Source organism: Nostoc sp. C110, from assembly GCF_043099725.1.
Lineage (GTDB): Bacteria > Cyanobacteriota > Cyanobacteriia > Cyanobacteriales > Nostocaceae > Nostoc > Nostoc muscorum_A.
Window position 1 is genome coordinate 278,811 of record NZ_CP171142.1, and the last position, 14,631, is coordinate 293,441.

The window sequence follows — 14,631 nt, forward strand, 5'->3', positions numbered from 1 at the left end:
AAACTATCTTGATTGCTTTCAGCTATTATTGATAACGCTTTTCTCAACGCATGACCTAATAAATTATAGGTATCTTCAACTCTTGCTGCTCCCCATAATGGACTTGAATCTAGGGCTATTCTTAATGAAGTTGAATTATAGCCTCCACGAACTTTAGCCATTTCAACTGTCTTTTCAATTAACCGTCTATCAAAAGAATATGATATTAAAAGGGCACGGAATTTTACTAGCGTTCCTTTGCTGAATGGGGCTTTTTCACAATCAAGACAATCTAAAACTAGCTGCCATCTTCTATCCATTGTATCTTTTGTCAACTACTTTTACTCGATCGGCACTTTAGTAAATTCGTTATTATTGAAAATTTTGGTTTACCTATTTACGTCTATTTCAATTATCAAAAATCTACTCTAGCAAGTTTTACCGCTCTAGCTTTTATTAAAGTTGCAGGTATTAATACAGTAATGATTATTTAACTTTCACTTCTTACCAGTTTTCGATGAATATATTGAGCCAAGATTCTAATGTTTTAGCACGTCGTTTAGCTGTGGTTTTTGAAAGTGATGGACACACTTCATTCAAAAACTGCTCTGCATTTCCAGGCTTAATTTCAGAAATATCATTTGCATTTTCCCAACTAAACCATGCTGATCCAATATTTGATGATATAAATTGATAAGCCAGAAACCTCATTTTTCCTTCTCTTGAAGGCAAGCGATTAAGTACAGAACAGGCGGGAGTTAGTTGCACACGTTCATCTGCAAGCCCAAGAACTTTTACTGCTGTTTGATAATAAAAGAAATCTCTACTAACAGTTCCCTTTGTCTCTAAAAACTTTTCTCGCACAATTGATAGAGAAGATGGATATTGAACTAGTAGTGATGCGAAATATATAACTCGTTCAAGGTTGTTAGCCTGTGGAACATCATGAGACAGAACCCTAATACTAGGCTGGGGAGGCTTTTCAATATTGGGAATATCTCTTGTAGAAATGGATTTAACAATGTGAAACTCTGGAGCATCGGTAGAAATAGCTAAATTTACTCGAATATCATCTTTTTTTAGTTTTTCTATACAATCTTTCCAACTATTAAACAAAGATAATTTGCTTTTACTTTCTCCATTGTCTTCTGTTAAAGAAAGATATTTTATTTGTGTTGCAAGGGAAGTTGATTGATTAGAATTAAGGCTTATATGAAGAATAATTGTCCACGATCCCGGCATTGCCTGTGCAGGTATAAACGTAGGCAATTTAGACATATTAGTAAAAGTCATATCTGCAATTTCTTGAAATAATCGCTCTAACTTATCAATTACACTAGCAATAACTGACCAAGGTTTTTCCTCTTGAGGGTTGTCAATATGAACTGCGACTGATAAGCCATCACCACTAAGAATTGTTCCAAATGCAGCAAGAGATGAAGTAATTAATCGGTATATATTCTCTTTTACTTTATGATAATCACTTGATTCTGTATCAGAATTTAAGACTTGAGTAGTATAAATTTCTTTTAGTAAATTACTACCAGCTGACCATATACGTTCATCAGAGTATTTATCCTGACGAGCTTTTTTAGCTGTTTGAAAAAATATTTTTATTCCTTCAGCCCATTCTTCTTTTAGCTCCAAGTCATCTACTTGATTCAGCACCAACTCAGTAGAATATTCAAGCTCTTTAAGTTGCTTTTTTGTTCGAGGAGCTTTTGCATAACTGTCTCCATAAGTGGCGATGAAATCTAGAGTTTGTTCGGCAATAAGATGACTTCCTTGAGAAAGGCTAACCTTAAAAAAATAATCTAGTGCAGGAGTTAGTAGCGTAAAAATAGGTGATTCCCAATCCTTCACACAAGATATAAGTCCAAGAATACTGATTCTTGATGGACTATCAGGCGTAATGCTCTGTCGAGATAATATTGCTGCGAGAAGTAACCAAATCACTTCAATTTTGACTTCCAAATCTTTCTTAAGAAGTTCACGCCCTAATACTCCCAAGCCTATTTCTAGAGCCTTCTGCGATCCCAGAGCAAGTAGTGCGGCAAAATCTCGAATACTGGCATTCACAGCTTTTAGGTTGCTGAAAGTTTTTGCCACTTCTTCTCTTGCTCTATCGATATTATCAGAGTCTAAAAATTTTTGTACTTCTACAAGGATAGTTGTCATTCTGTTTCTTTTGGTACAAAAGTGCGCCCCATTGCAATCTCAATGTCAACACGAGAATTAGGGACTTTACGCTTAGGATCTTGGAATGAGTGTGGCTGTGATTCAGGCCCAACACCACCTTGCTCACTCGCAGTTTTCACAAAACGTTTAGCCTTAGAAAAGGCTTGTTTTCGTTCTTTTTGTTGCTCCTTACTGCATTCTGCTTGAATTTTATCAAGAAATAATAAGCCCTCTTGCTCTGTAACAGGGCTTTGTTTTGCCCAAGGGTAGCTGTAGCCACCATTTTGAGAAATATCCCCCCCTTGAGCTTGTACTCTCCCACGGTAGGGTGCTGACGAACTGGATATATCTAACTCTGCCATACTACCACTCACTTTTATGCAATATCTAACTGGTCGAGTAGTTTTAATTGCTTACCACTGATGTAGGACTCATCGCCAATTTTGGTTGGCTTGATGTTTAATCGATCTAATACGATCATTGAGGACAGATTTAACAATCTCATACTGTTCAGGAAGTTAGGCTACTAGTATTCGGTCAAGTTTGGTCATGAGCAACGGTTAACTGGCAAATTACTTGTATAACAGCATACGCTTAGATACTGCTAATCAGCAACTTTATCCATTGAGCCAAAAAACTTAGTGCGTAAACAAATTTTGTGCTTTCCTCATAGTATGCAGAGATAGACATCGAATGTGAAACTCCATTTAGGGGAATACAAAAGCGCTTTAGATTTCTAAGCAGTACCATTTTTGTGCTATCTATTACTAAGGAATTTCAGCAATAATAACTTGTTTGTAATAACAATCGATTTGGAATAGAATGGTATTTATGATCTAAAGTACGAGTATGCCCATGAGAAATCGTATTAAAGAATTTGTTGACAGCAGGGGAATAAGCGTTTATCAGTTCTGGCAAGAAACTGGTATTAGCCGGACTACCGCATATAGCCTGTACAACAATTCCGCTCAGTATCTTGGTAGAGATGTTATGGATGCGATTTGTAGTCGATACAACATACAACCAGATATTTTACTGAAATGGATACCAGCCCAGGAGTTAAAACATGGTGATTAATCCTGCCACTATAGATCCTCTTGCTTTACCTTCACTACCACTTTGTGAGCGATCGCAGTTACCCACCACGCCCTGTATCTACTTTGCTGTCGATGCTCAAGGAGTAGTGCAATATATTGGCAGGGCTATAAATCTTAGAACAAGATGGCAAGCACATGGTAAAGGAGTAGAGCTTGGTGCTATTGCTGGGATTAGAATTGCATACTTACAAACTGATCTGAATTTACTGTCAGAAATTGAAGCAGCTTTAATTGCTTGGTTTCGACCTCCGCTTAATAATCTAATTCCAAGACAACCTTGCATAATTGCTGAAGGCACACGAATTCAAATCAGACTAAAACAATTAAGGGAATCGAGAGGCTTGCAGCAGAATGAGCTAGCAAGAAGACTTGAAATGTCGTTGGCTAATGTTCAGAAAATTGAGTATGGCAAAGCCAAATCAATACCTTTGGAGACATTAGACAAGTTATGCCAGATTTTGGAGTGTGAAGTTGGCGATTTACTAGTTCGCGTACCTGATAAGGATGGTGGAAGTTCTGAGAAGGAACAAAAAGTAGTTCAAGTAGCTGATGAAGTCAAAGAAGACAAAATCAGCACACTCAATTCAAAAAGTACAAATGCAAGTGGGATGATTGCAGCATGAGTGCAATCGCTTTAAATTTAATCAAGCCTGTAGCATTAGCGTTGCTCTCTTGAAGTGGAGTAGGGCATGAGTACCAAGAAAAATTAGAGTCGCGGCACGCTGCAACAGAGGAAAGAGAAGTGCCGCAATATGAAAAACAAGTATGGTTGGAAGCTGTTATGGGTAGAGGTAAATGAGGACAAGAGCCTGAAAGTTAACTCTTCAAGTACTGTTCAAGAGGTGGAATTATGACTAAACCATCCTCTAAGCGCAAAAAAGCCACCTCTGCCACATCCAGGGATAGCACACCGCCAAATGATCACGACCTTGAAGATATCTCCCAAGAAGAAAACCCGGCTACAGCAACAATTACAGTTAGCGCTGTTGAAGTAACAGAGTTGACCCAAGAGGAGCAAAGCGATCGCCTGCACTTGGAGAGGAAAGTGGAACGGGCGTTTTTTGAGGCGGGGAAGGCATTAATGGAATTACGGGATCGCAAGTTATATCGCTCTACTCACAAAACTTTTGAGGAGTATTGCCGCGATCGCTTTGGGCATAATCGTCGCCAGTCTTATCTTCTAATGGATGCAGCAGTAATATTTGATAACTTAGAGCAAAAATGTGATCGTTCCGATCACATTTTGCCGACTAATGAGTGGCAAATCAGGCCACTGTCCAAGCTTGACCCGGACATTCAGCCCGAAGCATGGGAGCAAGCTGTAGAGTCTGCCAAGGGGAAAGTACCATCTCATCGCATTGTCAAAGATGCAGTGCAACGCATCATGGAACGTACAAAAGTACCCAATACCTACCAAATCGGCGAAGTGTGCCAAATCCTTGTTAAAGACAATCCTGAACTGAGAGGCAAGGGTGGCTGTTGGGGGATTGTCAGCCAAGCAAATGAGTTCAGTTGCACTGTGAGAATGTGGGATGGCGAGTACGCCATTGGGTTGCAGCACCTCAAATCTTACAATTACCTGCCTGCCGAGTGTGAGCAGATGCGGGTGATTTGCGATCGCATCAGTCGAGTGTATTCGAGTGGGCTGGAGGAATCGGTGCAGAGGTTTTTGGAGTCGTTGGGGAAGGTGAACCGTTCTTATTTGACAGCTTTGGAAGAGAAAGTGTTGAGTTTGCTGGAAGCTGAAATTGCAAATTAACGTTTGTTAAATAATGTTTGACTGTCCTCCTCGTTACTTCCGGTTGAAATAGGCTATTTATGTAATGCTAAGGGGATTTACCAAGATGCCAAAAAAGAGCCAGAGCAATTCTTTGAGTAAGATTAAACAAGAAACCTCTGTTGGTTCGCGCATCTTTGAAGCACTTACAGAAAGGGAAATTTCCCAGCTACTGGATGAATTATTTGCGATTTTATCCGACGAACAGCGAGTAACTGTGTTTGCTAAACTGCAAGGGAATACCCAGGAGACTTTAACTCAAATCATCGCTCCACCTCAAACAGTAGAACAGGTAAAAACAAGCAAAGCACAACCAATTTCTTTGGCAAAATTAGCTCAAACTTGGTCTCAATTATGGGGAGAATGGAATCAGATTATTTGGCAAGCATCACAGTCAGAGGGAAAATATATAGTCCAAGAAGCAAGCTGGGAAGAACCTTATTTTGATGACTGTACTTTTGTTGAAGATTTAGAAGCAGTTGCACAAAAGATGAAGCCATTGGTAAAAACGGCTTTTGAGAATGGCTTTAGTAATGACGATGGTTTTGCAGCCAGTTTGTTGTCAGCAGAAAGTGAAATCTCTAATGGTATACCCGACTGGATGGAAATTGCTAATGGTATTCATTTGGAAGGAGCGACAACAAGTAGCTTGTTGGAATGGGAATGGTTATTGGTGCAGTCACAAGGACAAAATGGGTTCAAATTAGCTCAAAGAATTAGGGAATTGGATGAGGAATTTTACCACACCAGTTTAGATGATGATGCTGTGATCGATTTCTTTTCCAATTTACCTGATGTTGAAAAAAAGTTAATTTTTGACGGATTGACAGCCAATCGAGAAGTTTCTCTGTGGAAGCATGACTTAGAGAATACTTTTTCTTATTGGCATATAGTTTACATGGAATTGATGCAGCAATTTGCAACCCCAGAGATATATTTGAACAATCTCCGGGCGACTATTTCCCAGGAATGGCAAAATGGTTTACCTGTAATCGAGGATTTGTTGGCTAAACAAGAATATAGAGAAAGTCTTACAGTGATTCAAGAGACTTTGGATGCGTTATTAAAAAACAAACCTGACTTGAATCCCTGGATACCGGAAAACTCGCTGCTATTTGTTGCTGTGGATGGATTTTCTTACGCTCCTGGAAATTGGGAAAAGGAAAAAACTTTACTTCGCTATTATCAGCAAGCTGTTCGAGAATTGGGAGAAATCGAACGGGTGAATGCGTTGTCAATTCAATATATTACTTTTGAATGTTGTTACGACTGGTCGAGTATGTTCAAAGCTTTTGCTGAGATACCAGTTAATAAAGAGACTCAGCAAGCCTTGTTTACATCTTGGCGTGAATCAATAATTAAACGTGGTACACCATACAGATATTCATATTTTTATACAAATCAAAAACCCTTAGATACTTGGTGGTTGCATTGGTTGCTCGATAGTATTACAACTGAGGAAAAAGGACATACTTGGTTTAGGCAACAAATTATCGAGTGGTTGGAGAATTTACCTGAAGATGAAGGACAACTGGGTGGGGAATATAGTATTTTACATTTGTTAACAAAAGATTTGACCGAGATAAAGTATCAGGGAAAATCCCCCTATCCTAAGTTTTATGAGATTGTGATTCTACCAAACCAACTATCGACACGGGATGATATTTCTAGGAGAACGTATCTCCAAGAATATGCACCCCCTGATTTGTGGGAAAGAGTGATGGCTTATTGGCAAGCAAATTTACACAACTTTGTACCCAGACCGGACTCGTCTCAAAGCTCGGATTATACGAAAAATGCACAATGGATGTCTGCCTTGAAGGAGTTAGCACCGCAGAATTATGATAGTTTGTTGTCCCAATGGAAAGTCCAGCATAAGCGACGACCTAATTTGTGGAAAGCGATGAGAAATTTGGGATTGGGTTGATGTAATGCTTTTTGTATGTGGTATGGGGAGTACACAATTAGGTTGCAGCACATGAAGTTTTTCAACGACCTACCCCAGGAGTGTCAGCAGGTTCTGGAGATTAGCAATCGCCTTCCTTGCTCAATATATATTCAGATTCGCTCTTTGGAGACAGTTAAAAGTCTGTTGCAGTCGTTGGGGAAGGTGAATCGGCCTTATCTAACTGAGTTGGAAGAAAAACTTTTGAGCCTTCTAGAGTCTGAAGTTAAACTGTAATAGCTAACTGCGTTGCCAACTCTTCGTAAAACTGTTTTTGGCAGTATATTATTTGTAACAGTAATTAACCCTTAGTTAGCAAGATAGCTCTGTGTTTTTGGAGTATTTTAATGAGCTTGATTAACCTGGATCTGGTCTTCAACGCAATTACTAGCATCGCCAACCCTTTAATTAAAGAAAAAATTCTGCGTTCGGAGACTGTAATTAAGTTACTCCAGCAATTTCACCTCGATCCAGAGCATCCACCTGCTGATTTTAGTGGTGTTTACGCTTACGCCTTGGTAGAGTACGGTGTTGGCAAACCTAAGCTATTGCTCGAATTATTCCGACAACAAGCAATTAAACAAGCTTTTCGCACAGCATTAGGCCACAATAACCCCTCAATTCTGCTTTCTGAGGTTGATGCTTTTCTAGATACCTATACCTTGGGTGATGAGATCAGTAGTTTGGAACTTGATGTCAGGCGAGAAGTGGCTGAATTTGCAACTGTATTTATCGAAGTTGCTAAACGCACTCGCACACCCTCTGATGTTTTACTAAACCAGAAAATTGGTTCTCTACATAAAAGGATTGCTTGTATCCAAGAGCAAATGGAAAGATTGCCAACGCTAGAGGGAATTCGGACAGAAATAGCAAGGTTGGCAGCAGAGAATTATCCCGCACTACCAGGAACTGCAACTGAAAATCAATGTAGAGCGATCGCACTAGCCCAGCAGATGCGAGGATGGTTTGAAACCTTGGGCTATGACTTTGAAAAATATGAAATCTGGGCAGAGGAATATTTTGAATGGATAATTCACATCCCAGTACGTCGCAGTTATGACCGTATTCTTATACGTGGCGTTGCAGGAGAGGTGGGACTGAGTGATGTTATGGCGTTGCGTTCCTCAGTTGAAGAACAAAAAACTGATGAAGGATGGCTGGTGACTACCCGTCGGATTTCCCGTGCCGCACGGGATGAAGTCAAGAAAGAAGAAAATCGTCACCTTGACTGTTTTACATTTGACGAACTGATTGACTTAGATGCTGACTTTAATGGTTATATCGACTGGTTAGAAGCAGAAATCAAACGCCGAAAAATTGATACCAAGTATGTACCGATTGCTTGTACAAAAGAAGAAATTGACCCAATTACCAAGCGGCGGATTGGCATGAGTCGTTATGAGGAAGAAGACGGCTGGATTGATGGGTATATAGACCTTTGGCTTGATGACCCAGCCAAAGAGCATATTTCAATTCTGGGAGAATTTGGTACAGGTAAAACTTGGTTTGTCTTTCACTATGCTTGGACTGCATTACAACGTTACCGTGATGCCCAAAAACGTGGCGTTGAACGTCCCCGTCTGCCTTTGGTAATTACCCTGCGTGACTTTGCCAAAGCACTAAATGTTGAGAATGTCTTGGCAGGTTTCTTTTTTACCCAACACAATATCCGCATTAACAGCGAAGTCTTTGACCAACTCAATCGCATGGGTAAGTTGCTGCTCATTTTCGATGGCTTTGACGAAATGGCAGCAAAAGTAGATCGTCAACAGATGATTAACAACTTTTGGGAACTGGCGAAGGTGGTAGTTCCCGGTGCAAAAGTCATCCTCACCTGTCGTACTGAGCATTTCCCAGAAGCGAAAGAAGGACGTGCTTTACTAAATGCAGAACTGCAAGCATCAACTAAAAAATTAACTGGCGAAACACCTCAATTTGAAGTCTTGGAATTGGAGAAATTCAACGATGAGCAAATTCGGCAGGTGTTGTCATATCAAGCTGAAGCAGCGACAGTTGAACAAGTAATAGGCAATCCGCAATTATTAGACTTAGCCCGTCGTCCTGTGATGACTGAATTAATTTTAGAAGCATTGCCAGATATTGAGGCGGGTAAACCTGTGGATATGTCACGGGTTTATTTGTATGCGGTGCGACGCAAGATGGAACGTGACATCAAAGCGGAGCGTACTTTTACTTCTTTAGCAGAAAAACTGTACTTTTTGTGCGAACTCTCCTGGGAAATGCTATCTACTGACCAAATGAGCTTGAATTATCGGCTTTTCCCGGAACGCCTTCGCCGCTTATTTGGTTCTGTTGTCCAAGAAGAGAAGGATTTAGACCACTGGCATTATGACATGATGGCGCAGACGATGCTTGTTCGCAATGCTGATGGTGACTATACTCCTGCACATAGATCGCTGCTAGAGTTTTTTGTGGCGTATAAATTTGCAGCAGAGTTGGGGGCGTTGGCTAGCGATTTTACGGAATTAGCTCAAGCAAAGTCAGGTTTGGATAGCAGTGCAACGCCTGTTGATTATACTTGGTCTGGTTATTTTTCGCGTCAAGGGAGTAGTGAGGCGATCGCACCACTTAGACACTTTAGAAGTGAGTGTTTTGATAAGCTGAGGGCGACTTTTGGTAAAGCACCAGTCACAAAAGCAATAATGGATTTACTGGTTCCAATGTTGGATATTTATTCGCCTATTTTGGTATTACCTCAGAACCCCATAATCAAAATTATTGAAGCTACACGAGGCAAAACTGAAGAAGAAGTTGGTTATGTTGGCGGGAATGCAACGACGCTATTAATACGGGTTGATAAAGCGGCATTAGAATCCACGGATCTTAGCCATACTGTAATTAGAGGGGCTGATTTTTCTAATGCAAGTCTGCGTGATGTCAATTTTGCTGGAGCTAATTTAACTGACTCGGTTTTCACTAAAATTTTAGGTAGTGTTCGGTCGGTAGGATTCAGTCCTGATGGCAAACTTTTGGCTACAGGTGATTATGATGGTGTGATTCGCTTGTGGGAAACTACTAGCGGCAAGGAATTTTTGGTTTGTGAAGGGCATACTAATTGGGTAAATTCAGTTGTTTTTAGTCCAAATGGTCAAATGCTTGCTAGTTGTAGTGAAGATAAAACAGTACGGTTATGGGATTTAAATAATGGTGAATGTGTTCAAACTCTGCAAGGGCACACTAGTTGGGTGAATTTAGTTGTCTTTAATCCAGACGGTACAAAGCTTGCTGGTGGTAGTGATGATCAAACGGTGCGGTTGTGGGATGTAAACAATGGTGAATGTATTCAAACTCTGCAAGGGCACACTAGTTGGGTCACTTCAGTTGCCTTCAGTCCTGATGGACAGATTATAGTTAGTGCGAGTGCAGACAAAACAGTGCGTTTATGGGATATCAATAGTAGTAAATGTCTTCATACCTTACAAGGGCATATCGATTGGATAAATTCAGTCGCATTTAGTTCTGATGGCCGGACTCTGGCGAGTGGCAGTAGTGACCAAACAGTGCGGTTGTGGGATATAAATAGTGCCAAATGTCTTCACACCTTGAAAGGACATACTAGTAGAATTAACTCAATTATTTTCAGTCCTGATGGACGGACTCTGGCGAGTGGCAGTAGTGACCAAACAGTGCGGTTGTGGGATATAAATAGTGCCAAATGTCTTCACACCTTGAAAGGACATACTAGTAGAATTAACTCAATTACCTTCAGTCCTGATTGCCAGACTTTGACTAGTGCTAGTGCAGACCAAACAGTAAGGTTATGGGATCTCAACAGTGGTAAATGCTTTTACACTTTACAAGGGCATACTAGTAGAATTAACTCAATTACTTTCAGTCCTGATTGCCAAATTCTAGCTATTAGCAGTGATCAAATAGTCCAATTATGGGCGATTAACAGTGATGAATGTCATTACACATTAGAAGGACAAACTAATCGAATAAAATCAATCAGCTTCAGCCCCGATATCCAAACACTTGCTGGTGGTAGTGCTGACCAAAAAATTCGTTTATGGAATATAAATAGTGGCGAATGTTACCACACCTTTTCTGGGCACACCGATTGGATTAATTGTATTGCCTTTAGTGCTGATGGACAAACTCTAGCTAGTGGTAGTAGTGACCAAACAGTGCGTTTATGGGATATAAATAGTGGTGAATGTCATCACACCTTTCATGGGCATACTAGTTGGGTAAACTCAGTTGCCTTCAGCCCTGATGGACAAACTCTAGCTAGTGGCAGTGATGATCGAACAGTGCATTTATGGAATATAAGTAGTGGAGAATGTATTAAAAACCTACAGGGACACCTTGGTAGAGTACGCTCAGTCGCTTTCAGTCCTGATAATTGGACTTTGGCTAGTGGTAGTGCAGACCAAACAGTACGGTTGTGGAATATAAATAGTGGTGAATGCTACTGGATCTTAAAAGGCCATACAGGCTGGGTAACTTCTGTCATGATCAGTTCTGATGGCAAAACTCTCGCTAGTGCGAGTGTAGACAAAACAGTGCGTTTATGGGATATCAATAGTGGTAAATGCTTAAAAATATTGCACGTGAAAAGCAATGGGGTTAACTCAATTGCTTTAAGTCCCAATGTAGAAATCCTTGCTAGTAGTAGTGTAGCTGGCAAAATTCAGCTTTGGGATATTAAAACTGGCGAATGTTTTAAAACTCTGAAAAGCGACCGCCCTTATGAACGGATGAACATCACTGGCGTTAAAGGCTTAACTGAAACTGAAAAAGGCACACTTAAAGCATTAGGTGCGGTGGAAGATGGAGAATAAATCAGGAACGATACAGCACTTGCGTCTGTTATGAGGTACAATAAATTAAAATATAAATAACTTTACAATGAAGTCATACTCTGTCGATCTTCGAGAAAAAATAGTTGCAGCACATCTTCAGAAAAACATTTCAATCAGAAAAGTAGCTAACATATTTTCCGTCTCAAAAAGTTTAGTTCAAAAGCTTGTAAAACAACAAAAAGTTGAAGGGAATTTACAATCCAAGCCGCGAGGAAAGCCACAATTTAGTCATCTAACAAATGCTGACAAAGAGTTGAGAGAATTAGTTGAATCACATCCCGATGCAACATTGATAGAGTTGTGTGAATTATTCGCAGACAAGACTGGCAATTGGGTAGGTCAAAGTGCAATGTGTCGTGCATTACAGAAATTAGGATTAAATCGGAAAAAAAAACAAAGCGGAGTACCCAAGCAGGCACAGAGAGAGTCCTAAATTTAAGATTAGATTATTGGGATAAGGTCAAACATATAGAGCCAGAAAATTTAGTATTTTTGGACGAAACTGGTATTCTACTTGGGTTAACGAGGACTCATGCCCGTTCACAAATGGGAACAAGAGCCTACTCTCTCAATCCCTTTTATAGAGGATCAAAAATTACAGTAATTGGAGCAATTAGTATTAAAAAAGTAGTTGCATTAATGACAATGAATAACTCAATGGACGGCATTGCATTTGAATTGTTTGTTGAGAAGTTTTTAGTGCCAAATTTATGGTCAGGAGCAGTGGTAGTAATGGATAATTTATCCGCACATAAACTAGATTCAATTGTGCCAATGATTGAAGCTGTAGGTGCGAAAGTTATTTGTTTATCCTCATACTCTCCCGATTTTAATCCTATTGAATTATGGTGGTCACAACTTAAATCTTTTTTACGTAGTTTCACTCCAACTACAACAGAAATGGTTGACAAACTAATCTCAGTTGCACTCGACTTAATAAATCCTAAACATTTAAGAAACTGGTTTGCAAGTTGCTGCTACTGTACCTCATAACATCCGTAAATGCTGTATGCAAGCTATGTTTAGGCAATCGCACCACCCTTTACCTGACACTGATATGGTAAAAGCGATCGCACTCACTGCCAATTCTGACACGTATGTATGGATTGGAACGTAGCCAATCACAGTAGCAAATTTATTCCCAGCTTTCTTCTTCTTCACCATCCTGCGCTGGCGGTTCACCATGAGATTCAAGAATCTTGGGCTTTTTCATTTTGTCATTAAGCTGGTTCAATTTTCTCTACATATAAATCAAATTCCCATTCTTGCAGTAAATCAAAGATAAATTGTAAATGACTGCCTACCTCTAAGGATAAATCGCCTAAACGAAAATCGCAGGTATCAGGAGAAATTTCGACAACAGGATGATTAAATTCCAAAGTTCTTCCTAAACGGTCTTTGTGAATAAATCTGTAGAGGTGTTTCGGGTCAAAATCAAATGCTTGCACAATTGTGGCAGCGACTTCATCTAAATTGAAATAACTAGGAATAGCAATCCGTCGCCAAGCATCCTGTAAATTAGCTTTAAATATATAAACCCCATCAGTAAAACCGCCTTCAGCAATCACTAAAGTTTGTGACCATTCCAGGAAATAGGGTTGGAGATAAGGTTTTAAATTGTCAAAAGCTATGCGAAAATCTAACCGAAAAGTGGCGTAATCTTCTACTTGAATATTTGAGCGACTTTCTGTTAATACAGCCATGAGAGCATTACCCCAAGCCTTGGGGTTTACATGAGTAAAATGCCAGCCTTTAGCGGCTTGTGGTTTGACTGATGTCAGTTCAATTAATCCAAATAAATGTAAGAGAGCAAGATTGTGGAAACCAGGATAATAAACTAATTTATCTTGTTCTGAGTAATTATTAATTTTTAATCCTGATGATGGGAGATTGTTCCAAAATAATAAACAGCGATATGCTTGGTCAAACATATCTCTTTGGTCGCCTAAGAGTTCGCTTTCTCCCCAAACTAACCAAGATTCTAGCAGGGTAAAATATTGTTCTGTGTGGTTTAATCCTTGCCAAATTTGCAGAATTTTTTGGTCTAAAACTAACTTGCTCTTTTTACCTTCGGTAATAACTTGAGACAGTCCAGAGGTGCGGAGGAGGAAATAAAGACCGTGAATATAAGGATAGGATTTTTGTACAGGACGTTTGAGATTAATATCTATGGGATAACTCAATTGTGAGTTAAGTTGTTGGAGATATTTAAGGGACAATTGGTGATAAGTACTACTAACTTCAACGCCGTTAGGTTGGAGAAATTCTAAAATAGTTTGAAAATCCCGCAGAATTGTTCCTGGAATATTTTGACTAATGGTTTGCTGTTGAAGTAGTTCTTTTTTATCTTCCGTCAGTGGTAGTTTATCTCGGATTTGATCTGGAATGAGGGAAAATAGGTTACTCATCTGAGTTGAAAGGAGGAATTTGTATGGCGGTTAATCTCACAACTTGGCCATTTTGCCAAATGCTAATAAATTCTACTAAACGGCGGTGTCTTTCAATAGCTTTCTTCATAGTGAGTTTAACACCTGCGTCGATTTGGCTAGATAATTTCTCAGGAATTGGCTTATTCATAGGAATGTCAGCAGATGCAGTTAATCAGCGATGGTGCTATTTTTGCCACAGGAAGCGATGCCTGCGGCGGGCTACGCCTACGCATTCATAGGCTATGGGAAAATCAAAACTTGGAAGATGCCCCAAGTGCTGTGCTGAAGCACTTGGGGGAGTTGAAGCGACCGTATTTGAGTAAGTTTGAGGAAAAATTATTAGGTTTTCTTGAACAAGAATATGGGATTGTAGATTAGGGCAGAGTTAACCTGATCTTTG

Annotated in this window: 14 protein-coding genes and 1 pseudogene; 9 read left to right on the top strand and 6 right to left on the bottom strand. The window is 39.8% G+C overall.

Features of this window, described 5'->3' with window-relative positions; translation table 11 throughout:
* Positions 1-23: 23 nt before the first annotated feature.
* The 3 genes and pseudogenes from ACFFRD_RS04200 to ACFFRD_RS04210 form a co-directional block, all read right to left on the bottom strand.
* Positions 24-302 (bottom strand): annotated as a pseudogene (locus tag ACFFRD_RS04200) (IS5/IS1182 family transposase); the annotation flags it as partial.
* Positions 303-483: 181 nt separating this feature from the next.
* Complete coding sequence (locus ACFFRD_RS04205) at positions 484-2,157, bottom strand: hypothetical protein (RefSeq protein ID WP_392476507.1); 1,674 nt, start codon at positions 2,155-2,157, stop codon at positions 484-486.
* Positions 2,154-2,504: a hypothetical protein gene (locus ACFFRD_RS04210; protein ID WP_392476769.1), complete on the bottom strand. Its 351-nt coding sequence runs from the start codon at positions 2,502-2,504 to the stop codon at positions 2,154-2,156. Before ACFFRD_RS04210 ends, ACFFRD_RS04205 begins: the two co-directional genes overlap by 4 nt.
* A gap of 508 nt (positions 2,505-3,012) precedes the next feature.
* Here ACFFRD_RS04210 and ACFFRD_RS04215 point away from each other — a divergent pair.
* The 8 genes from ACFFRD_RS04215 to ACFFRD_RS04250 all read left to right on the top strand — a co-directional run bounded on the left by ACFFRD_RS04215 (position 3,013) and on the right by ACFFRD_RS04250 (position 12,795).
* Positions 3,013-3,234 (top strand): helix-turn-helix domain-containing protein, encoded by a 222-nt coding sequence (locus tag ACFFRD_RS04215; RefSeq protein WP_392476509.1) that lies wholly within the window; start codon positions 3,013-3,015, stop codon positions 3,232-3,234.
* Entirely contained in the window at positions 3,224-3,877 is a 654-nt protein-coding gene (locus tag ACFFRD_RS04220) for a helix-turn-helix domain-containing protein (RefSeq protein WP_392476510.1), read from the top strand. The genes ACFFRD_RS04215 and ACFFRD_RS04220 overlap by 11 nt, the downstream gene beginning before the upstream one ends.
* 227 nt (positions 3,878-4,104) lie before the next feature.
* Positions 4,105-5,013 (top strand): hypothetical protein, encoded by a 909-nt coding sequence (locus ACFFRD_RS04225; RefSeq protein ID WP_392476512.1) that lies wholly within the window; start codon positions 4,105-4,107, stop codon positions 5,011-5,013.
* An 85-nt stretch (positions 5,014-5,098) separates the two neighbouring features.
* Complete coding sequence (locus tag ACFFRD_RS04230) at positions 5,099-6,958, top strand: hypothetical protein (protein WP_392476515.1); 1,860 nt, start codon at positions 5,099-5,101, stop codon at positions 6,956-6,958.
* A 51-nt stretch (positions 6,959-7,009) separates the two neighbouring features.
* Entirely contained in the window at positions 7,010-7,213 is a 204-nt protein-coding gene (locus ACFFRD_RS04235) for a hypothetical protein (RefSeq protein WP_392476518.1), read from the top strand.
* 110 nt (positions 7,214-7,323) lie between these two features.
* Entirely contained in the window at positions 7,324-11,781 is a 4,458-nt protein-coding gene (locus ACFFRD_RS04240; RefSeq protein WP_392476521.1) for an NACHT domain-containing protein, read from the top strand.
* A 67-nt stretch (positions 11,782-11,848) separates the two neighbouring features.
* A complete protein-coding gene (locus ACFFRD_RS04245; protein WP_392476523.1) occupies positions 11,849-12,235 on the top strand; it encodes a transposase in 387 nt (128 codons plus the stop codon).
* A gap of 59 nt (positions 12,236-12,294) precedes the next feature.
* Entirely contained in the window at positions 12,295-12,795 is a 501-nt protein-coding gene (locus ACFFRD_RS04250; protein WP_392476525.1) for a transposase, read from the top strand.
* Here the strand turns inward: ACFFRD_RS04250 and ACFFRD_RS04255 are convergent.
* From ACFFRD_RS04255 to ACFFRD_RS04265, 3 genes are read right to left on the bottom strand one after another with little or no spacing between them, the layout of a single operon-like run.
* The gene (locus ACFFRD_RS04255) at positions 12,790-12,987 is read right to left on the bottom strand and encodes a hypothetical protein (RefSeq protein ID WP_392476527.1); all 198 of its coding nucleotides are present in this window, start codon (positions 12,985-12,987) and stop codon (positions 12,790-12,792) included. The genes ACFFRD_RS04250 and ACFFRD_RS04255 overlap by 6 nt on opposite strands.
* Before the next feature lie 35 nt (positions 12,988-13,022).
* Complete coding sequence (locus ACFFRD_RS04260) at positions 13,023-14,210, bottom strand: plasmid pRiA4b ORF-3 family protein (RefSeq protein ID WP_392476529.1); 1,188 nt, start codon at positions 14,208-14,210, stop codon at positions 13,023-13,025.
* Positions 14,203-14,379 carry a hypothetical protein gene (locus ACFFRD_RS04265; RefSeq protein WP_392476531.1) on the bottom strand — a complete coding sequence of 59 codons (177 nt, stop codon included), beginning with the start codon at positions 14,377-14,379 and terminating at the stop codon, positions 14,203-14,205. Before ACFFRD_RS04265 ends, ACFFRD_RS04260 begins: the two co-directional genes overlap by 8 nt.
* A gap of 14 nt (positions 14,380-14,393) precedes the next feature.
* On the opposite strand from ACFFRD_RS04265, the gene ACFFRD_RS04270 reads away from it, so the two are divergent.
* Positions 14,394-14,609 (top strand): hypothetical protein, encoded by a 216-nt coding sequence (locus ACFFRD_RS04270; protein WP_392476533.1) that lies wholly within the window; start codon positions 14,394-14,396, stop codon positions 14,607-14,609.
* Positions 14,610-14,631: the final 22 nt, after the last annotated feature.